Source organism: Wolbachia endosymbiont of Rhagoletis cerasi, assembly GCF_018454475.1.
GTDB classification, from domain to species: domain Bacteria; phylum Pseudomonadota; class Alphaproteobacteria; order Rickettsiales; family Anaplasmataceae; genus Wolbachia; species Wolbachia pipientis.
On the sequence record NZ_JADCNC010000006.1, the window covers coordinates 99,424 to 121,274 of the forward strand.

At 36.0% G+C, this 21,851-nt stretch carries 16 protein-coding genes, 1 tRNA gene and 1 pseudogene; 5 read left to right on the top strand and 13 right to left on the bottom strand.

Annotation, left to right across the window (positions count from 1 at the left end; translation table 11 throughout):
- Window positions 1-17: 17 nt before the first annotated feature.
- From INQ25_RS01995 to rpsD, 4 genes are all read right to left on the bottom strand, one after another.
- Window positions 18-359, bottom strand: coding sequence for a DUF721 domain-containing protein (locus INQ25_RS01995; RefSeq protein ID WP_010082513.1), 342 nt, complete (start codon window positions 357-359; stop codon window positions 18-20).
- 455 nt (window positions 360-814) lie between these two features.
- Window positions 815-1,015 (bottom strand): Fe-S cluster assembly protein IscX, encoded by a 201-nt coding sequence (gene iscX, locus INQ25_RS02000; protein WP_213862942.1) that lies wholly within the window; start codon window positions 1,013-1,015, stop codon window positions 815-817.
- A gap of 30 nt (window positions 1,016-1,045) precedes the next feature.
- A tRNA-Leu gene (locus tag INQ25_RS02005) sits at window positions 1,046-1,132 on the bottom strand.
- A 9-nt stretch (window positions 1,133-1,141) separates the two neighbouring features.
- On the bottom strand, window positions 1,142-1,756 hold the full coding sequence (gene rpsD / locus INQ25_RS02010) for a 30S ribosomal protein S4 (RefSeq protein ID WP_010962555.1): 615 nt from the start codon (window positions 1,754-1,756) through the stop codon (window positions 1,142-1,144).
- Window positions 1,757-1,869: 113 nt separating this feature from the next.
- Between rpsD and tkt the strand changes: the two genes are divergently transcribed.
- Entirely contained in the window at window positions 1,870-3,933 is a 2,064-nt protein-coding gene (tkt, locus tag INQ25_RS02015; protein ID WP_213862943.1) for a transketolase, read from the top strand.
- A gap of 10 nt (window positions 3,934-3,943) precedes the next feature.
- On the opposite strand, the gene INQ25_RS02020 is transcribed toward tkt, so the two are convergent.
- The 4 genes from INQ25_RS02020 to INQ25_RS02035 all read right to left on the bottom strand — a co-directional run bounded on the left by INQ25_RS02020 (window position 3,944) and on the right by INQ25_RS02035 (window position 12,843).
- Complete coding sequence (locus INQ25_RS02020) at window positions 3,944-7,273, bottom strand: ankyrin repeat domain-containing protein (RefSeq protein ID WP_213862944.1); 3,330 nt, start codon at window positions 7,271-7,273, stop codon at window positions 3,944-3,946.
- A gap of 132 nt (window positions 7,274-7,405) precedes the next feature.
- On the bottom strand, window positions 7,406-8,608 hold the full coding sequence (locus tag INQ25_RS02025) for a multidrug effflux MFS transporter (RefSeq protein ID WP_458695335.1): 1,203 nt from the start codon (window positions 8,606-8,608) through the stop codon (window positions 7,406-7,408).
- 146 nt (window positions 8,609-8,754) lie between these two features.
- Entirely contained in the window at window positions 8,755-9,570 is an 816-nt protein-coding gene (locus INQ25_RS02030) for a hypothetical protein (RefSeq protein WP_213862945.1), read from the bottom strand.
- 57 nt (window positions 9,571-9,627) lie between these two features.
- Window positions 9,628-12,843 (bottom strand): glycoside hydrolase/phage tail family protein, encoded by a 3,216-nt coding sequence (locus INQ25_RS02035; protein WP_213862946.1) that lies wholly within the window; start codon window positions 12,841-12,843, stop codon window positions 9,628-9,630.
- Between the two features lie 281 nt (window positions 12,844-13,124).
- Here INQ25_RS02035 and INQ25_RS06415 point away from each other — a divergent pair, with 281 nt between their 5' ends.
- Window positions 13,125-14,084 (top strand): hypothetical protein, encoded by a 960-nt coding sequence (locus INQ25_RS06415; protein WP_246484063.1) that lies wholly within the window; start codon window positions 13,125-13,127, stop codon window positions 14,082-14,084.
- A 3-nt stretch (window positions 14,085-14,087) separates the two neighbouring features.
- Here INQ25_RS06415 and dcd read toward each other — a convergent pair whose 3' ends face one another.
- Window positions 14,088-14,645 carry a dCTP deaminase gene (dcd, locus tag INQ25_RS02045; RefSeq protein ID WP_006280485.1) on the bottom strand — a complete coding sequence of 186 codons (558 nt, stop codon included), beginning with the start codon at window positions 14,643-14,645 and terminating at the stop codon, window positions 14,088-14,090.
- Window positions 14,646-14,786: 141 nt separating this feature from the next.
- On the opposite strand from dcd, the gene INQ25_RS02050 reads away from it, so the two are divergent.
- Window positions 14,787-15,803, top strand: a complete 1,017-nt coding sequence (locus INQ25_RS02050) for a substrate-binding domain-containing protein (RefSeq protein WP_213862947.1) — start codon at window positions 14,787-14,789, stop codon at window positions 15,801-15,803.
- 14 nt (window positions 15,804-15,817) lie between these two features.
- Here the strand turns inward: INQ25_RS02050 and INQ25_RS06600 are convergent, their stop codons facing one another.
- Together INQ25_RS06600 and INQ25_RS02055 are read right to left on the bottom strand one after the other, a co-directional pair.
- Window positions 15,818-15,952 carry a hypothetical protein gene (locus INQ25_RS06600; RefSeq protein ID WP_281410242.1) on the bottom strand — a complete coding sequence of 45 codons (135 nt, stop codon included), beginning with the start codon at window positions 15,950-15,952 and terminating at the stop codon, window positions 15,818-15,820.
- Window positions 15,953-16,110: 158 nt separating this feature from the next.
- Window positions 16,111-16,833, bottom strand: a complete 723-nt coding sequence (locus INQ25_RS02055; RefSeq protein ID WP_213862948.1) for a hypothetical protein — start codon at window positions 16,831-16,833, stop codon at window positions 16,111-16,113.
- A gap of 141 nt (window positions 16,834-16,974) precedes the next feature.
- Between INQ25_RS02055 and INQ25_RS02060 the strand changes: the two genes are divergently transcribed.
- On the top strand, window positions 16,975-18,435 hold the full coding sequence (locus INQ25_RS02060) for a TrkH family potassium uptake protein (protein WP_213862949.1): 1,461 nt from the start codon (window positions 16,975-16,977) through the stop codon (window positions 18,433-18,435).
- Window positions 18,436-18,690: 255 nt separating this feature from the next.
- Here INQ25_RS02060 and mgtE read toward each other — a convergent pair whose 3' ends face one another.
- Window positions 18,691-20,061 (bottom strand): magnesium transporter, encoded by a 1,371-nt coding sequence (gene mgtE / locus INQ25_RS02065; RefSeq protein ID WP_006280192.1) that lies wholly within the window; start codon window positions 20,059-20,061, stop codon window positions 18,691-18,693.
- Between the two features lie 153 nt (window positions 20,062-20,214).
- On the opposite strand from mgtE, the gene prfB reads away from it, so the two are divergent.
- A protein-coding gene (prfB, locus tag INQ25_RS02070) for a peptide chain release factor 2 (RefSeq protein ID WP_141456981.1) occupies window positions 20,215-21,319 on the top strand; the annotation gives its coding sequence in 2 pieces (ribosomal slippage) (window positions 20,215-20,289 and window positions 20,291-21,319; 1,104 coding nt in all).
- Window positions 21,320-21,455: 136 nt separating this feature from the next.
- Here the strand turns inward: prfB and INQ25_RS06935 are convergent.
- Window positions 21,456-21,817 (bottom strand): annotated as a pseudogene (locus tag INQ25_RS06935) (transposase); the annotation flags it as partial.
- Window positions 21,818-21,851 lie beyond the last annotated feature (34 nt).

Here is a 21,851-nt window from a genome sequence, read left to right on the forward strand (position 1 = left end):
TATGTACTTAGATTATCTTATATAGTCAAATAGTCAATACTCTCTTGCTTAATTTTTATACCATATACTGCTTTATAACCAAAAAATATCGTAATTTTTTCTATTATAAGAGAAATCATATGCTGAATTTCCAATGCTTTGCTGCCATTTGTTACTACCAGATGCAACACACCCGAATTTATATTCTGTGCATATGAGATCTTTTTCGGTTTTGTACACTCTGCTATTTCTTTCCCTACTATATTTCGCCAGTTTAAAATAAGACGTATTTCATTTTTACTAATCTTATTTTTCATGCATTTTAATGCATAGTTTTCAATTATAGACTTTAATTTTTTTGGACCGCTACGTTTGAGCATTTTTCTGTTTTTTTAGTAGGTAGATAATATAAAAGTATACATATAACTTGAGATTTTGTCATTACTGCTACATGTTTGTGAGATACCGTGACGGTATGACCATAATCGTCACTCCGCAACGCATATTGCATAGTCGTCATTCCGCGGCGTGTTCGCGGAATCTAGCTCTGGTCACGCTACTTAGATGACAACCTTCTAACTGCTTTACAAAGGCTCTACCCTCTGGCCTCACACCGTAAAAGCAGTATTTTTATGCAAAACTTATCTCAACGTAGCACTTGCCAAGATCGTTCCATTTACCAAATTTTGTGCTGTCATCTTTGCCTCATAATTAACCTTATAGCTGTTTTAATTGTAATTAGTTAAATTATTATTAACTTGCCAGGCTAGATCCAAAAAATAGCATAATCAATATGCAAATTGTAATAGAAATCACGTTTGCGTATGGTTTATTGCTATGCGGTTAATCTTTCCTCAATCCAAGCTGCCTGAATGGCTTCGAGTATTTTCTCGTTACAGCGTTTTTCATCATCATCAAATTCCTCTAAACTCAAGACCTTTTTTTTAAGCTCAATGAATCTAATACTAATTATATTCTCATCTGGAAATTTTTCCTCCAGAGCTTCTACAATATCTTCTATATCAAGCCATTTCATACTTTTTTGTATTTATCTGCTAAGTTAAATTGGTGCCCATGGGGAGACTTGAACTCCCAAGGTCGCAAAACCCACGGATTTTAAGTCCGCTGCGTCTACCGATTCCGCCACACGGGCTTTTTTTATCTATCTAGAGTAAAACTCTACTACTAAATTGACTTCCATGTCTGCTGAATAAGGAACCTCAGAATATTGAGGTGACCTCAAATACTTCACTGAATGCTCTTTACTATCTGCTTCTAAATAATCCGGAGCCTTGCGCTCTTGTTTTTGTTCAGCCTCTACTACTACAGGGATTTTTGCTGCCCTTTCTCTTATTTTTATTATATCACCTGGCTTCACTCGATAACTCGATATGTTAACCACCTTATCATTAACTGTAACGTGCTTATGAGATATGAGCTGCTTTGCTGAGTAAATTGTTGGAACAAGACCAGAGTGGTATAAAACAGAACTTAATCTCGATTCTAAGATACCGATAAAATTATCAGCCGTATAACCCTTTCTGTTATAAGCATCTAAAAATGTACGTCTGAGCTGCTTACTTGAAATCGCGTAGTAAAACTTAAATTTCTTATGTGCAGCAAACTGCTTACCAAAGTCAGATAACTTCTTGAATCCAAGAATACCATGTTGACCTGGAGGGTATTTCCTTTTGTTTACTGGGTCTTTAGCTCTACCCCATAAATTTACACCAAGTCTACGGCTAATCCTATACTTTCTAGTGATAACAGTTGTCATATAAAAACTCTCACGATTCAACTCTAGATTATTAAGGATTTTAGCACTCAGTGTCAACTTGTTTTTGCTGGTATAATCTTTTATACTTCATTTTTAAGTTTTTCTATTAACACATGAATCATTCACATTTAAAATCTATGGCAAACGCCATCCGTTTTTTATCAATTGATGCAGTACAAAAAGCAAACTCTGGACACCCAGGTATGCCACTTGGCATGGCAGATGTTGCAACTGTTTTGTTTGCTAAATATCTGAATCATAATCCTGATGATTCTAAATGGTTCAATAGAGATCGCTTTGTTTTATCAAACGGCCATGGGTCAATGTTACTATATTCAATATTATATTTGACGGGTTATATTAGCATAGATGAGCTAAAAAACTTCAGGCAAATGGGATCCAAGACCCCAGGTCATCCAGAGTTCGGCTTGACTTCCGGGGTAGAGGCAACAACAGGCCCGCTCGGTCAGGGGTTTGCCGCTGCTGTTGGCATGGCACTTGCTGAATCAATCCTTAAAAAGCAATTCAGAATCAATCACTACACTTACGTGATGCTAGGGGATGGCTGTCTTATGGAAGGAATAAGCCATGAGGTAGCATCACTTGCTGGGCATCTTAAATTGAATAAGCTCATAGCTCTTTTTGATGATAATGATATCTCTATAGATGGCGCTACTTGCCTTTCCTGCTCTGATGATGTAGAGAAACGCTTCTTAGCGTATGGATGGAATGTTGACAAAATTGATGGCCACGATTTTGATGCCATATCCTTTGCAATAGAGCAAGCAAAAAAGTCTGGTAAACCTACAATGATCTGCTGCAAAACTATTATCGGAAAATTTTCAAGCCGTGCTGGCACATCCTCTGCTCACAGTGGTGCTTTTTCGGAGGAAGACATAAAACAGATGAGAGAGAAATTAAACTGGAATTATGAACCATTCCATGTACCAGAAGATGTGAAAAATGCCTGGAAGAAAACTGTTGAGAGAGCAAAACAAAACTACACGATGTCATTCCAGCGCGTGACCAGGAAAGAAGAAAAAGAATGGATCCCAGTGTCAAGCACTGGGATGACAAGAGAGAGTACTGGGATGACAGAAGAGAATGCTGGGATGACAGGGTATCATGCAGAACTTCAAAGACGGTTAGATAAACATCTACCAGATAATATCGCTGGTGTTTTAGCTGACCTGAAGAAACAAATATGTGAGCTAATGCCAAACGAAGCTACTCGATCTTCTTTCGGCAGAGTAATGGAACTTTTAACTGAGTCTATGCCGGAATTAATCGGCGGTTCTGCTGATCTTACTGGGTCAAATTGCACTAAATATAAGCACATGCAGGTAATAAATAGCAATAATTATAGTGGCTCTTATGTCCACTATGGAGTGAGAGAGCACGCTATGGCAGCATGTATGAATGGTATGGCACTTCACGGCGCGATTCTTCCTTATGGCGGCACTTTTTTGGTATTTTCCGACTATTGTCGTCCTGCTATACGTCTTTCAGCTCTGATGAAGCAGCAGGTTATGTATGTCATGACTCACGACTCAATTGGAGTGGGAGAAGATGGCCCAACTCATCAGCCAATAGAGCATTTAGCCTCTTTGCGTGCTATACCAAATCTATATGTTTTTAGGCCAGCCGATGCAGTTGAAACTCTGGAGTGTGTTAGCATTGCACTCGAAAAGAAAGAATCTCCAGCACTGTTTGCGCTCTCAAGGCAAAACGTAAGTTACATGCGCAAGTTCTACTCTGATATCGATCAATCTGCTAATTTATCGAAGTTTGGTGCATATATTTTGTGTGAATGTTCAAAAGAATTAAAAGTGACGATATTTGCTACGGGGTCCGAGGTTGAAATTGCAGTTGAAGCAAGGGAGAAATTGCAGGAAAAGGGTATAGGTACAAGGATTGTTTCTATGCCATGCTGGAGGCTTTTTGACGAGCAAAGCGATGAATATAAAGCGGCAATATTAAATAATGACAGCATTAAAGTTGCAATTGAAGCCGGAAGTGAAATGGGTTGGCATAAATACATAGGTTCAAACGGTATATTTATTGGCATGAAAAGCTTCGGAGAATCAGCACCTTATAAAACACTCTATGAGCATTTTAATATCAGTGCTGATCACGTAGTAAAATGTGTGTGTGAGAAACTGGTTTATATTCAGTAGACCTCTTGCGTTACTCTATAACCCCATCATGGCTTTTCATTGCATCATAATTATTGTTATTTTCTTTGTCTAATGGATTGGATGTAGGTAAGGGAATATCAGATTCATCAGTCTTTTTTACGTTTGATGGTTTAAGTAAAGAAACATCAGCATCGGTTTGTGATGTAGATTCATCAGTGTCAGACCCAAACAACCATGAAAAAAAACCACCAAAAAATGATGCAACTAATGAAAAAGGCTTCATAAGTATACTAAACAAACTACCAAAAAAAGAGCCCGGCTGTTCTTCTGTTTGTGCAGGTTCTGTGGAAGCAACAGGACCTACATCGTTGTCTTGTACATCAGTTCCTTGTTCTGCACTGGTGGTGCTGGTTTGTCCTCCCTTATTTTGTGTAGATCCAGTAGGTTGACTACCGTTGCTTACACCAGTTCCTTGTTCTGCACTGGTGGTGCTGGTTTTTTCCCCTTCTTTGCTATTATCTGATTGTAGTTCAGTATCATCACCTACTCGTTTTTCTTCCTCTTGACCCCCTTCACTATCTGTCGATGATCCACCCGCTGAACCATCATCAGATTTTTCTGCTGGTTGCAATAGAGTTTTTATTTCTTCGTTAGTAGTTAAATCTAAGGGAGTCTTTCCATCTTCATCTTTTATATTAACATCTGCTCCTGCTTTTATTAGGGCGTCTACTATTTCTTTGTTGTTATTTTGAGCAGCAAAATGTAAGGGAGTCCTGTTATCTTTATCTTGTGCATTAACATCTGCTCCTTTTATTATTAGAACATTAACCACTTCCACATTATCCCTACCGGTAGCCCAATGTAAAGGAGTCCTGTTATCTTTATCTTGTGCATTAACATCGATTTCATCTTTTTCCAATAGGGCTTCTAATACCTCTTTATGGCCGTTTAAAACGGCCCAATGTAAAGGAGTACATTCTAGTTTATCTTTTTTATTAACATCTGCCCCTGTTTGTATTAGAGCTCTTACTATTTCTACATTGCCCTTTCTAGCAGCAAAATGTAAAAGAGTTTTTCCATCGTTGTCTATTGAATTAACGTTTACTTTTTTACTTAATAGACTTCGAACTTCCTCATAATTATCACTTTTAACGGCTGAATACAAAGCTTCGATGTCCTTTTGCGTTTCTTCTAGAATTTTTACTATATGTTGCCTGCCTTGTTGAGAGGCAAGATTTAAAGGAGTGCTGCGAGTATTATCTAGTGGAGTAACACAAATTCCTTTTGCTTCTAATAGAACTGTTACTATTTTCTTATCGTAACTTTTAGCGGCTTCATGTAAAGCAGTCCTTCCATTTTTATCTGCTATATTAACATTGATCCCTTTTGCTTCTAATAGAGCTTCTATTATACTTGTATCGAGTGGTTGCATTTTGTTGGCTTCGTCAACAGCAACATGTAAAAGAGCGCGTCCAGTTTCAGACTGTGCATTAACATCTGCTTTGCTATCAATTAAAAGCGAGACCATATCTTTGTTTCCTTTGGCAATAGCATGCCGTAAAGGAGTAAATCGGTTTCCATCTAAAGCATTAACATCTGCTCCTTCGCTTATTAGACGCTTTACTTCATTAATATTATCTCCTTTAATAGCCTCAAATAAATCAACATTTTGTGAAACTTGGCTTTCTTCTTCATCATCTTGCAATACTGGACTAGCATCATCAGATTCTTCTGCGGATTGCAATAGAGTTTTTATTTCTTCTGCCTTAGCTAAATTTAAGGGAGTTTTTTCATTTTTATCTTTTATATTAACATCTGCCCCTTTATCCAATAGAGCTTGCACCACCTGCTGATAACCACTTTCAGCAGCAAAGTGTAAAGGAGTCTTTCCATCTTTATCTTGTGCATTAACATCGATCCCTTTTACTTTCAGTAGGGCATCTACTGCATCTTTACGGCCATGTGCAACAGCCCAATGTAAAGGAGTCTTTCCATTGTGATCTGTTGCATTAACATTTGCCCCTTTATCCAATAGAGCTTCTGCTACCTCTTTATAGCCCTTTTCAGCAGCCCAATGTAAAAGGGTCTTTCCGCGATCATCTTTTGCTGCAACATCAACTTTTTCTGTTGTTAATAGCACCTTTACTACACCTTCATGACCATTTCTAGCAGCCCAAAATAATGCCCGAAAATATTCATTAACATCGATTTCTGCTGTTAATAGCACTTTTACTATACCTTCATGACCATTTTGAGCAGCTAAAACTAGTTCCTCAGAAAGAGTTTTAACATCTATTTCTGTTGTTAATAGCACTTTTACTACACCTTCATGACCATCTCTAGCAGCAAAACGTAATGCTTGAGGATATGTATTAACATCTATTTCTTTTGCTGTTAATAACACTTTTACCACACCTTCATGGCCATTTTGAGCAGCCCAACATAAAGAATTCATTCCATAAAGATTGTCTACTGCATTAACATCTGCTCCTCCATTTAATAGAATTTCTACTACACCTTTATGGCCCTGTTCAGCAGCCAAATGTAAAGGAGTCAGATTTATACCAAATGCTCTTGCATCAACATCAGCTTTTGCGTCTATTAGAGCCTTTACTACACCCGTATGGCCCTTTTCAGCAGCCAAATGTAGAGGAGTCTTTCCATCATCATCTACTGCATTAACATCTGCCCCTTTATCCAATAGAGCTTGCACCACCTGCTGATAACCACTTTCAGCAGCAAAGTGTAAAGGAGTCTTTCCATCTTTATCTTGTGCATCAACATCGATCCCTTTTACTTGCAGTAGGGCTTCTGCTACTTCTTTATGGCCATTTTCAGCAACCCAATGTAAAGAAGTCTTTCCACCTTTATCTACTGCATTAACATTTGCCCCATTACTTAGTAAAATTTCTACTTCCTCTTTATGGCCATTTTCAACAGCCCAATGTAAAGAAGTCTTTCCACCTTTATCTACTGCATTAACATTTGCCCCATTACTTAGTAAAATTTCTACTTCCTCTTTATGGCCATTTTCAACAGCCCAATGTAAAGGAGTCTTTCCATCTTTATCTTGTGCATTAACATCGATCCCTTTTACTTTCAGTAGGGCATCTACTGCATCTTTACGGCCATGTGCAGCAGCCCAATGTAAAGGAGTCTTTTCATCTTGACCTACTGCATTAACATCTGCCCCATTATCCAATAGATCTTTTACTATCTCTGCATAGCCATTCGTAGCAGCATAATGTAAAGGAGTGTTGTTATATTCATCTACTGCATTAACCTCAGCTCCTTCACTTATTAGACGCTTTACTTTATTAGTATTACCTTTTATAACAGCAGAAAACCAATCATTATTTATACTTTGTAAATTACTCATCCCATACCTCCTGTAAAACTATATTGTTATGATAAAGTCGTTAATAATCTATGAGCTCTCACCCCCTGTAAAATTATATTATCATGATAAAGTCATTAATAACCCATGAGCTCTGGATCACGCAAATAATGGTTATTCCCTGTGTTTTTCAGTACATTTGAGCTGGCTGTACATAAGAATTGCAATTGTAGAGCATGCTATTGTTAATAGTAAATTTGGTAAAATACCATAGCGAAAAAATTTTCCTACTATATATATTCCAATAGCCCCAAACATCATATTGCAGAATGAGAGAACTGCACTACCAAGCCCTATACCTTTGATCGTTTCTAAAGCAGAAGTTACGTTATTGCTTATTATTAATGCAAGTCCGATATTGGCTGGAATCCAGGCGACTTGAAGAATTAATATATTCAACTTGTCCGCGAAATAAAAATATACCAATAAACTATCGGATATTATCGGTAACACCAAACCTATTATTAGCATTTTGCTAACCCCTACTTTTGGTACATACCTTCTATTAATTAAAGTTCCAATTATGTAAAATATGACTATGATCGATATGAGGTAGCCAAAATACTGTACTTCAATGCCCATCGATTCAAATATGAACGGGTAGTTAGCAATGTATGCCCAAAGCCACATGAAAGTTAATCCATGAATGGCTGAAAACCCAAGGAAACGATAATTTCTAAATATTGATATATATTGCTTGAAGATATTAGTAGTTATGTTAGTTATACTGGTTTCATTTTTATTTACAGTGAGTGTTTCTTGTAACTTAAAGTAGATAAAAATAAGTATAGCAATTGCTGCAAGTGATATAATAAAAAACAAAAATTTCCAACTATACCCATGTGAAATTATATAACTGCCCACCACTGGAGCTATTCCAGGTGAGAGTGCCACAACCATATTTAATTTTGAAATGACTCTCGAGTATTCACTACCCGAGTACATATCCCTTATTGCTGCATACCCAACAACACCTGCAACACCAGCCCCTGTTCCTTGTATGAAGCGAATTAGTATCAAGAGCGCAATACTGTCGGCTATATAACACATGACACTTGCCAAAGTAAAAATTGTCATACCAATCAGCATCATTGGACGCCTACCATAATGGTCCGATAATGGACCATAAATTAATCCAGACACCGCAAATCCAACTAGATTCAAGCTAATTGTAAGCTGCACTACACTGCCTTCTACTTTAAAATAATTGGCAATGCTTGGTAGTGCAACTGAGTATAGGTCAGTTGCCATATCGACAATTGCTACAGACAATATCATAATAAGAGAGATGATATTTTGCGAAAGAGCTGTTTTCACTTAATGATTTACTGGATTAAATATACTTAATTATAATGTATTTTTTTCATTAGTATAAGTACAATGTTACATAGTAAACGATGTCATTCGAGTAGCGGACACTGAAATCTTAAGCTAAAATCATGAAAAGCACGAATTTCAATATCTTACCTTTGATTATTCACTTTAAGCTTTAAGTCTTCAACAGAAGATGCATTTGCCTCACTTACTACCTTTAGTGGTTCACCAAGGCTATGTTCCACTTTTGTCTCAAATTTAAAGCCCAATTTTTCGCAAAGCTTCTGAAAATATTCAACAATAACATCAAACAAATTCTTACCACTTACTTTGTAGTTTTTTAGCTCTTTAGGAATGGTAAGAAGTACTTTACCATCTTCATATGTTACATTTTTATCTTCACATTTCAGTTTAAACTCCGCTGAACTGCAAAAACCTGGTGTTTCGATATATGTATAATCATCATAGTTAAGCATTTTTGTATATTTCATGCTAAAACTAAGCTTTATACAATTGGGTTCACGACAATCCATAATATACTCTCTTGTCATACAGTTGCTTTGCATTGACAAATGAAAAGATCCAAGAGCTTGACTCATATCATTAGGAAGAAAATGAGTATATCCGCCCTGATAATAGTTATTTATTAACTCCTCAATAATAGAGTTATTGGGAATTGTTGCACCAACGTGTTTAAACATTTCTGTAAAAATTTGTCTGAGAAATGGACGATAATTCCCTTTTCCGTTTTCATCCCGTAGAATTAGATTTTTATGTTTTGAATACAGATTGTTAATAAATTCGTTAGTTATTTTTTGTCCGTTAATAGCAAGGCCGTGTGTTCTATTAAGATCCTTATATGTTCCCTCACCAGAAATTACTTCGTCCCAAGTGTTAGCTTTGAAATCAGCATATTTGAGCTTCTTCACTTCAGCTTTCAACGCATTGACCATTTCCTTTGACATGTTATATCTCTACCATTAATACCTGTATATTAATTCTAGCACTTACTTTATTAAATTTCAATTACTAAATGAATTTATCACTTTCACTTCCGTATTTTCCAACGAGTCACCGTAAGTCACTGCTTTTAGGTAAAACTTTTTTCCCCTTTGCACTTCGAAAGATATTATTGAATCATCAAGTAGAACAAATTTTTCACCTGCAGTGTGCTGATACTCTTTAGTGCCTTCTTGCCCTCTAATTAGATTGCTAAGCTTATATTTATTTTTATCTATAAGTTCAGCACTCTGGAATTTTATTACCTCTTTTCCGATTAATGCTGAATTTGAATCGATAATTCCTAGCAGCTTACCAAAACGTAGCACTACTATAAGCCCCTCATCGGTAGATTCCATTACATATCCGTAAGTGGACTGCTTGTTTGTGCTTGCGATAGGCTTATAATCCTTATCGTTGTACGAAATAAAGAGTGTTGCTCCTTTCCAATTCTTTTCCTCACTAATTAAAGTAAAGCTTGCAATATTACCTTTAATATGCGGTAAATCTATCATTTCTACGATGGTTTTGCTGATGTGAGAAGGAGGGTATTCCTTTAACATAAGAGACCTTGTTGAAGGAAAAGAGAGCTTATATATAGAGCGATCATAACCAACACCACTTACTTGAATGGACATGCTTTCAAATTTCGTTTTTATAATTCTCACCGTATGCTTTTTCTCACCGTCTAAAATCGTCATTACATCACTTGGCGCAAGCCATGCATATTTTATCGGTAGCTTAAAATTGTATATATTTCTCTCTTGCCACGAAGAATAAAGTAAAACCTCAGCGATATTTTGCGCCTCTCCCTCCTCCATAATGAGTGGTATTTCAACTGTTATAGCAGTGCCTTGCTTTGGCAACTCAGCATATTTAACATCAATCGGATAGCCAAAATTGCGATTAAAATAAACGACGTTAACTTTATTGCTTAAATCCAGTTGACTAATATTAACAAGTTTTGAATTGTTACTGAAAACCGTTTCACCAATTGGCATTACAGTTGTAACTCCCCTGCCCTTTTGGACAAATTTCAGTTTAGAGTCCTGTTCAACCACATCAAAAAAATAGCAACTTTGCAGCATTTTAATAATTGAACGTACGGGTTGCTGGTCGTTTATCACATATCCAGACAATAACCCTTTGACGTTGCTTGTATCAAACTGATCGCTTTTTAAACCTGCTTTTTGTAATAGATCCGATAAAACATCGGAAATATTAAGCTGTGAAAGCTTTCCCTGAATCCAATGTCCTGTCTGCCAATTATGGCAGTCAGTCCACATATCACACAAATTGGGGAAATAAGGAAATGGCCTTGCATCCCATGCCCAGAGAAACATTTTTTCTACCATTTCTGAACTTTGCCACTTTTTTAGCGTTCCTTCAATTGCAATTTTTTGCGAAAGAAAGCTCACCTCTCCGTTTGAATATCGTGGATATTTGCTCTCTATGCTGCCTTTGTCAACAAACACATTTGGCTCATTAGTGCAGCCGTTCATACTGGGAAATCCATACTCAGTAAACCATATTTTTTTCATTTTTGGTTGCCATTTCGTTTTACTACCACCTGGATTTATGTGAGTTTCACTCCACCATTTTGCTATGTTTTTCCACGCATACCTGCTGTCGTTATACTTTACTCTTTCAGGCTCACCCTTTGAGTAATCATAGAAATAATCATACCCCACTCCACTGCTCCAACCACCCATTACATCTTCCACGGAATAACCAAAAGGAGGCTCTGGACCATCAGTCAGTGGAAAATAAGCATCTATGCCAACAACGTCGATATACTCTGAAGACCACAGTTCATCCATATTATACCAACCATCATATGAGTGGTATTCGCTCCAATCTGCAGCGTAGGTAACTGTTACTTCTTTTCCAAGATTAAGTTTTATCTGCTTTGCAAGCTTGACCAGCTCTATAACGGCAGGGTAATTCCCTTGTTCATCCCTGATTTTGGTAAGTTGCGCAAATTCAGAACCAATGATAAACCCTTCCACTTTAGTTTGTTTGGCAATGCTTGCATAATGCTCTATAAATTTGTTGTACTGATTCTTAAAAAAATCACTTATATTCCCAGGGGTCCCGCTCAATTTTCCTCGCCACTCTTTGTTCTTTGTGTCAAGCAAGGGCATCGGATAGAGCATCACCTTATAACCTCTGCTGTGCAGCTCTTCTATATATCTAGTTAACGCTGCATCACTAACTGTGCCACCATACCTTGGGTTTCCACTCGCATCTTTTGAAATTAGCTGAGCATTATCTCTGGTTACACCCCCTACTTGCCAATCATCAGGTAATATTGCAGAATCATCTTGAAATTCAACTGCAGGGTATATTTTACAATCTTTAATGTTCAAATCATTCACAAACCAATTGACTACTACCGATACCCACTCAACATTTGGTAAATCTCCCTTTAATTGATCCAAAGAAAGCACTGCATCGCTCTTTTTAGTGTGGTTGTTATGATTTACCCTTTGTGCCAGCCCATATGGGATATATTGGTTGCTGCTTATTTTCTCTTGCGCGATTTTCTTCTGTATTTTTGTATCATATACAAACTCTCCTGAGCCTGGTATTATATTGATATTCCGAATATTTTCTGCTATTGAAAATCCACTGGGTTTTAATGCAGTTCGCACTTCAAATGTAAATATCGGGACGCGATTGTTATAGTCTGCTAAAGGAAAATTCTTGATAACTATGTAAGATATTCCCCTATAAGCTGGTACATTCTTCTCACCTTCAATTGATGATATGAATGGATCAGGATTTTGGTCTTCTCTGCCGCTGTAAAAAGTATAATCTATTTCATCAAAGCTAAGTGATGTTGTATCTGCCCAGATTCTGTTTAATTTTTCTACTTTCCCCTTGCAGATCGCAATTGCAAGCGTTGCGTAGTAATTATATGTAACGTTCATACCTCTTCCAATTTTACTTTTGGTGGTTATCGCCTCTTCTTTTATTGGCTGCGCCCAAATAATGTTCCCTGCAACACGAGCAGTGCCATAGATAATTGGTATCGTCCTTCCATAGGTTGAGGTTTGAACTTGCAGATTTTTTAGCCTTGCCCCATGCGTTACTTTTTGCTCGGCATCAAGGCCAAACATTGCGCTATCTAGCTGTGCACCAAGAAGAGCACCGAGTTCTGAGCCGATAATCTGGCCAATTGGACCAAAAATGCTGCCTGCTTGACCAAAAATTGATGATAAAATTATTGTGGACATGATAATCCTCCTTTTGATAGATTTTTTTGAAATTGTTGAGAGAAGATCCAAGTGTCACGCTACTTGGATGACAAGAAAGTGGTACTGGGATGACAGATACTATGATAAGAAATTCAGCAGCTTACAATGGATAGTTGAAGTTTTTAATTAAGAAAAGCACACAAGTAAATCGTGTAGCTATAGTTATTGTAAGCAACAATGAAAAAGTGCGGAAGTGAAAAATTTATGTTGATTTTATATTAATTTTTAGTACAATTTAGCATTATAATCTGGGGGTGCCAATGAAATTTGAAATGTCGGAAGAAAATAGTAAAAGAGTCTTGTCTGGTACAAAATGGATTACTAATGTTGGTCAAAACTATCTTACATCACTGAATAATAGCACTAAACCAACTAGTTCTGGAAAAAAATTAATCAATGCTTTTTTACTTGTTCCAATCATCGTGCCTACTGCTATAACAGCATTATCTCTTAGCTTAACTATGCTTTTTTTGAATGCTGTTAATGTTCAAAAAGATGATTCTAAATTATCTAAAGTAATAAAGTTTATAGTTAGCTCTCTAATCTATATAGCTGCTACCGTGGTTTTAATTCCGTGCATTATATTAAACCTAGTAATTTCACTGATACCATTTCTTATTTTTCGAGCTATCAATAAAGATATGTTTAGTCAAAAAAACATAGAAAACAATCAAGGTCAACCAGTAAATAAAGTTGAGGTGAATAATGGCGAAGAATACAATAAGCGTGTTGAAGAAGAAGCTAATAAGTTAGGGCAACAAAATGATGTGGAGCAAGATCAATCAGACACTGATTTATGCCAACCACTAATGAGAAGTGGTCAGCTACATAATCAACCGACTGTAAAAGTAATATCTCGAGAAGTGGGTAATACGCGATTTGTAGACCAGACTGTTATAGCAAAGGATATAAATAATGATGGTATACGAGATGGTGAAGTGATGATGCGAACAGTTGGAAATGATCGTAACTTCACTGTTTGTAGTGTTGTTACTGGAGATGCTACTAACCAACAAGAAAGCTTCGCTACTGCTATGAAGTTATCATGTAACATTGTTGAGAATGGAATAGATATACAATTTGGCTGCAGTATGCGCACAGGAGATGACAAAGGGCAGGCAATTGAACATCTTAGACAAAGTGAATCAGCGCGAACTTTGCTATCTGGTGATAGTGGAATATTGTCTATAGAGCAGCCTGGTAGCTCACAACGAAAGTAGTAATTATTTCACCAGCGGCAAAGTGATGCCATGCTGATTCATATATTTTCCTTTCATATCATCATATGATTTCTCACACTCACTTTCGCCACTTAGAAATACGAATTGGCACGCGCCTTCATTAGCATAAATTTTTGCAGGAAGTGGAGTGGTGTTTGAGAATTCGAGTGTGACATGACCTTCCCATCCAGGTTCTAAGGGAGTAACGTTTACTATAATTCCACACCTTGCGTAAGTTGATTTACCAACACAAATGACCAGTACATTCCTTGGTATACGAAAATATTCCACTGTACTTGCAAGCACAAAGCTATTTGGTGGAATTATGCATACGTCTGTTTCCTTATCTATGAAACTATTCTCAGAAAAATTTTTAGGGTCCACGATAGCTGAATTAACATTAGTAAAAATTTTAAATTTATTATCCACTCTTGCATCGTAACCATAAGATGATAGTCCGAAAGATATGACACCTTTGCTGCTTTTGTGATTCACAAAAGGTTCTATCATTCCAAAATTTTCAGCTTTTTCTCTTATCCATTTATCTGGCATAACTGCCATAACTGTTCCTTAAAGTTGTGTAATACTTACAATAATATAAAATAAAATTTAAATGTAAACTGTAGCTTTTGTCATGCAATTAAAGCTTTTCAGTTTGATTTTTTATTACAATAATTAGATTTATGTTCTTAACTAAAAATAATGCTTAGAAACTTTCTCCTGATTTTTGTATTCGTATTATTCACGCCGCTGTCAAATGCTGATGCCAGGAAATACATCAGAATTGTTGGGTCTTCAACTGTTTTTCCTTTTATCTCGTTTATAGCCGAGGAGTTCAATCGTGTATTCCCTTTTAAGACTCCAGTTGTGGAATCAATAGGAAGTGGATCAGGGTTCAAAATGTTTTGCTCAGGAATCGGGGAAGACACGCCAGACATCACCACTTCATCTCGCCCTATGAAGGAAGTAGAAAGAGAACTATGTAAAAGGAATAAAATTAATGAAGTGATAGAAATCATCATTGGCTATGATGGAGTTGTCATTGCAAATTCAAATCAAAGCCATAGATTTGATTTCACAAAGAAGGACTTATTTGAAACTTTATCTGCATATTCTCAAGAAAATGATAAATTAGTAAAAAATAATAAGAAGTTTTGGTCTGATGTAAATCAAGCCTTACCAAAAACAGAAATTGAAATTTATGGTCCACATCAAAATACAGGCACATACGAAACTTTGGTTAATTCTATTATGCTTGATCAATATTCATGCATGAACTCAAGAATTTTCAAAGAGAATTACAAAAATCAGGAAGAAAGAAAGAAAGCATGTGGTAATATAAGGGATGACGGAAGGTATATAGAAGTTGGAATTAATGAAAACATAATAATACAAAAATTGAAAAGTAACAAGAATGCCTTAGGAATATTTAGTTTTAGCTTTTTAATGAGGAATCAAGATAAAATACAAGGGAGCACAATTGCAGGAATTGAGCCAACTTACGAAAATATATCATCGGGAAAATATATATTAGCAAGACCTCTATACCTTTACATAAAGAAAGAACACCTGGATACTGTTGATGGATTAAGAGAATTCATAAAAGAAATTATAGATTCGATCGGCATTGAAGATGGGTACCTATCTAGGCTTGGTCTAATTCCACTTTCAAGTGAAGATGTAAAGAAAGCTTCAGCAAAAGTTTATGATATAACGTGACGGCAACGCTTTTTTTATATTCTCTGTTCTAGCGGTGCGCACAACTGTACGAACGTTATGATATAAAAGTAATTTTTACTAAGAGAGGTGTCATTCCAGCCTGGGATCCAGCTTTCCATCCAAGAGCCAGTGCCTCCTTCTCCTGTCATCCAAGTACCCTCTTCTTGTCATTCCAGTGCTTGACACTGGAATCCAGCCTTTTCATAATCATTAAAACGTTGTATTTTAACATAAAACGGCTACTTTTATGCTTACCAACTTAATAAAATTCCTGGATCCCAGTGTCAAGCACTGGGATGACACCCTCCTAGTGTACTTCTTGTTGTTGTGTAAACGGTTTTTCTACACTTGAATTTTCTAAAACCTTAGCAATACCAGCACCCATTAATATAACTGCTGCCAAAACTGTTAAAGCTAATGCAACTGCAGGATACGCCAACACATAGGCTGCAATAGCACCAACTGCGCATAGTCCACCAACACCTAGAGAAATCTTCCCTTTGTGTTCACTCCAGAAGGTTGTTTCGTTCTTTTCTGGGGTTTTGTTGCCAGTAGTTGGTGTAGTAGTGTTAGTTACTATAGGAGCATTGGAATAAAGATCCTTTACCCACTTGTGATCTTCTATTTCTTGAATAACTTGTGCAAGAGCAGAATATTCTGTGTTATTAGGGTCAATTTTTTGTTGAAAGGGTTTAAGACCATCTATTGTATCTACAAAATATGGTTGACCTTCAAAAGAATTTACTACCTTGTAATCACACAAAAAATCACGAGTTTCTTGATCAGCTTTCTGCCAAATTAGTTCAATGATCCCTACTTTAGTGTTAACGCTAGTTTTAGTACAGCCAATAACATCATTTAAAATGGTACCTTTGTCACTAGTCAAAGTCCCCTCGTGGCTCAAAACTGCTTGTATATCATTATGTTCATTATTGTCGAGTACGTTCTGGACTTCTTGAAAATTGCCATTCCAGACTGCCTGTCTTAATGAATCTAGAATTTCTTCTTGTGCATTAGTTAATTCAACCATATCTTACCTCTAATAAAAATTTAATTATCACACATATTTACAAGTAAATCAAGTATACTGTTAATAACTGTTAATAAAGGCCAACAAAGTGCTTGACGTTAGAGTAGCTTTTATGGCTTTGTATAGCGAGGAAGTAACTCTATGAAAAATCATCAACGTTTACAAAATTTGCGTTCAATTGTATTTATTGTGGGAATATTCCTATTGCTGTTTAGCTTAGCAATGCTTATTCCTGCTATTACCAATAAGTATCTCAGCTACGAATGGAAAAATTTTCTCGCTGGATTCATAATTACCTGCACATCTGGCGCAATTTTTATTTTACTCGGTAAATTAAGTAGATTGTATGGCATGCCGGCAATTTTTGCGATTACTAGTTGCACCTGGATTGCCTTGTCTCTGTTTGCAGCTATTCCTTTCTATTTTGATAATCTGAGCTATGTTGATGCATTGTTTGAAACGATATCTGGCATCACAACCACAGGAGCAACTATATTTAATGATATTGAAAAACAATCTCCAGGAATACTGCTATGGAGAGCAATGCTACATGGCATGGGGGGTTTTGGTGTAATAACTATAGGAATTGCAGTTTTTCCTATGTTTAAGGTTCTCAGCCTAAATAATTTACTTTATTCTGAATATTCAGATGCTACCAAAAGGAAGTTGCCGAACACGCGAAGCGTAGTCATTCATGTTACAGCAATATATTATGGCCTAATTTTGTTATGCATATTTTCCTATTATCTAGCTGGTATGCCACTGTTTGATGCAATATGTCACGGAATATCTGCTGTATCAACTGGTGGATTTGCTAACTATAATGATTCTATAGGGCACTATAATAATCCCATACTAGAAGCCATAACGATCGTTTTTATGATTTTGGGTTCTCTGCCTTTTCTTAGCTATTTAAAAATCATAAGACGGTTAGACATTTGCTATGATGAACAGGTCTCTTACTTTGTTAAGATGGCTATTGTTTCATCTTTATTTGCTTGTTTTTGGTTGTATAAAAATGTTGATTTAGGAGTGTCATTATCATTTAGATGCAGCACATTTACCATCACTTCCTTGATTACGTCAACTGGTTATGCAATCTGTAATCATATAGATTGGAGTTTCATTTCAGTCTTAGCTTTTTTTCTAACCTTTGTTGGTGGATGTAGTGGTTCTTCAAGTGGTGGCATCAAAATCTTTCGCTTGATTGTTCTTTTAAGGTCTATAAGAAATTACTTTTACCTTTTATTAAACCCAGGCGCAGGTAATAAAGTAAAATTCAATGGAAAAACCCTGGAGAATGATGAAGTTCATTCTGTCTTTATATTTTTTGCAATTTTCATGTTAACGTTTACCATTTCATCAATAGTGATGTCTTACTTAAGCAATGCAGACTTTATAACTAGCATCAGCTCAGTCTCTGCAACGCTTACAAACTCTGGCCCGGGATTTAGTAATTTAATAGGTCCTTCGGGTAATTATTCCTCTTTCAGTAATGAAGTAAAATTATTTCTATCGTTTTTAATGCTGCTTGGCAGACTTGAAATATTGCCAATCTATTTTTGTATAGGCAATTTATTCTTATTTAATAGAAAGAAATAGTTGGTAAAATTTGATATTATAGCTAAACTGACTTACGACAATTTGAAAAACCGTCATTCCGCTACTCGTTAGCGGAATCTATACCGCGAATAAATCCACAGATGTACGAACATTGTGATTTGGGCACACCAGGAAGAATGTCATCCAAGTAGCCCCTTTCTCGTCATCCCGCTACTTGTTAGCGGGATCTATGCTAAGAGATACCGCGAATGAATCGCGGCATGACGGTTCGCGGCGGTATAGCTATAGATAGTATTAGCTATTTAATAAAAAGATCGTAGCTAAACCAAGAAATATAAAAGCTGAGAGAATATCAGTTGTTGCCGATGTTAGGATTGAAGAAGAAACGGCAGGGTCAGACTTTAAACGGTGAAGCATTATAGGAATGAAAGTTCCGATGAACGTTGCAATAATTGACATCATAATCATGGAGACCACAAAAATCATCTCCACTTTGAAGTTGTGAAACCTTATTGCTAACACTACTAATGAAATAGTAGATAAGATCACCCCGTTTATAAGACCTATTAAAAATTCTTTCATCAGTATTCTTTTTGCATTTTGCTCAGTTAGATATTTTGTTGCGATTGCCCGGATGGTTAGCGTTACTGTTTGGGATCCTGCATTTCCGCTCATTGATGCAATTATCGGCATGATTATTGGCAGCACTATAAAACTTTTTATTACATCATCGAAAAAGCCAACTACTATGGAACACATTGTTGCAGCTAAGAGGTTAAACAGTAACCAAGGTAGCCTTTTAATTATAGTTTTATGTATAGGGGCATTTATATCGGCTTTAGAAGATACACCGCTTATTTTGAGTACATCCTCTTCTGTTTCTTGTTGAACAACTTTTATCACATCTTCAATTAAGATCACACCAATAATTTTACCATTCTTATTTACTACCGGAGCCGATAATAGAGAGTAATCTTTAAATATTCTTGCTACTTCCTCTTGGTCTATTCCAGTTTTAATGATTTTTATGTCATGATCCATTATCTCTTTTATTATTGTGTCTCCTGAGTGAGATATTACCTTATTTAAATTAACACTGCCTATAGGCTCTAATTTTGAGTTGATAATGAATATCTGGTGAAATTTTTCTGGTATTTTTTTATAGTTGCACACAAATTCTGTCAGTTGATTTATTGTCCAATAATATGGAGCTATAACCATATCTTTATGTATTAACCTTCCTGCACTTTCTTCTGGATATGATAGCAACTCCTCTACCGATTTCTGAGTTTTGCTGGGCAAATAGTAAAGTATATTTTCTACAGACTTTCTATCTAAATCTTTCACTATGGTTACTATATCTTCTACATCAAGGAGCATTAGTAACTTTGCTGTATTTTCTATTCCCAATGTTTCTATGATCTCTATTTGTAAATCTGGCACTACATGCACTAGGGCATCACTTAACAAATGTTGATCGAGGATATTAACTAATTTCTCCCTGTGATCACTGATCGAAGTAGATAAAAAATAAGCTAACTGAACACTGTCTATCGTTTTTACAATATTACGAACATTCTCTAGCTCCTCGTTATCAAGTGACTCTATTAAGTCATCAATAGCCTTTTTGTCTAAACCATAATGGGAACTTATTTCAATATTCATTACTTTACCTTGTTTTTTAATAAATATACGCGCTTGATTTCCTTAAACATTAAAGTATAATGAAATTATTTAAACTAACTATCATATGGTTAAATTTCTATTTTGTTTACTGTTATTGTTATTGATAGTAAATATATTAAAATCTAAAGTATAATGAAAACTTATCCAGAAATTCTTGAACACTTTCAAAGCTTAAATAAAAGTATTTCTCTTATCAGGAGGTGTCTTTGACATAGAAAAATTAAAGTTGCGTCTTGAAGAGCTTGACTCCCAAGCGTCGAATGATGACCTATGGCAAGATAACCAAAAAGCACAAGAAGTTTTAAAAGAACGTTCTAAAATTAAGAATGACGTAGAGTCGTTTTTAAAGCTGGAAAGCGATTACAACGATGCCATCAGCTTAATGAAGTCTGCTATTGATGAAAATGATGAAGAATTTTTCTCTGAAGTTGAAAATGAATTAGCTAAGCTAGAGAAATTAATCAAGTATAAAGAAACAGAGTCCTTATTTACTGGTGAAGCAGATAATAATAACTGCTTTTTAGAAATCCACTCAGGAGCTGGCGGAACCGAGAGCAATGATTGGGCTGAAATGCTGATGCGCATGTATATAAGGTGGGCAGAAATTTATCACAACTTTAAAGTTGAAGTTGTAGAAAAATTAGAAGGAGAGTCAGTTGGTATAAAGTCTGCAATGATAAAAATCGTTGGAGAAAAAGCTTATGGGTGGGCAAAAAGTGAAAGTGGAATTCACAGGCTGGTTAGAATATCGCCATTTGATGCAAATGGTAAACGTCATACCAGTTTTGCAAGTGTAGGAGTAACTCCAGTGATCGAAGATTCAATTGATATTGCTGTGGATGAAAAGGATCTAAAGATCGACACCTACCGAGCTTCTGGAGCAGGCGGTCAGCATGTGAACAAGACTGAAAGTGCGGTACGCATTACGCATATTCCAACTGGTGTTGTAGTTCAATGCCAAAATGGTCGTTCTCAACACAGAAATAAAGATGAGGCATTGAAATTACTTAAAGGACGTTTATACCAAATTGAACTGGAAAAAAAAGAACAGAAAATGGCTGAAGAATATGGTAAAAAATGCGATATAGGCTGGGGCAATCAGATCAGATCGTACGTTATGCATCCATATCAAATGGTGAAGGATTTAAGAACTGGACATGAAGTGGGCAATATAAATTCTGTTTTTGATGGTAATATAGATTGTTTCATAGTTAGTGTGCTCACTAAGCAAAATTAGGTAGGGTTGACTTTCTTGCCATAATATATGATAATTAAAATATTGTTAAAGTAGGAGTAAAGTTATGGCGATTAAATATGATCAGTGGAAAAGTGACCTTACCCAGAAAAAGTGGAGAGAAAGTTTGGAATGTTTTTTACAAAAAGAATGATGCATCAAATTGTTCTGGAATGCAATAGTTAATAGTGACGTTGTTTGTTATAAAAAATTTCTATATATTCAAATATAGCAGTTTTGATATGCTGTTTAGAGTGCCGAGAGGTGTCTATTGGTAACTCCCTTTTTAGAGAACTGAAGAAGCTTTCCACAACAGAATTGTCGTAACAACAACCTTTATGATTCATCTATGTTTTTTATGGATAAGAGATATTGATAACCTTGCAAAGTATATTGTGAACCTTGATCACTATGTAATAGTAGATTTTTAACAGGTTTACGCCTATTAATGGCCATTAATAAAGAGTTCATAACCAATTGTTTATTTATTGCACTACTCATTAACTACCATACGTGAGAATTATTGCTGCCAAAT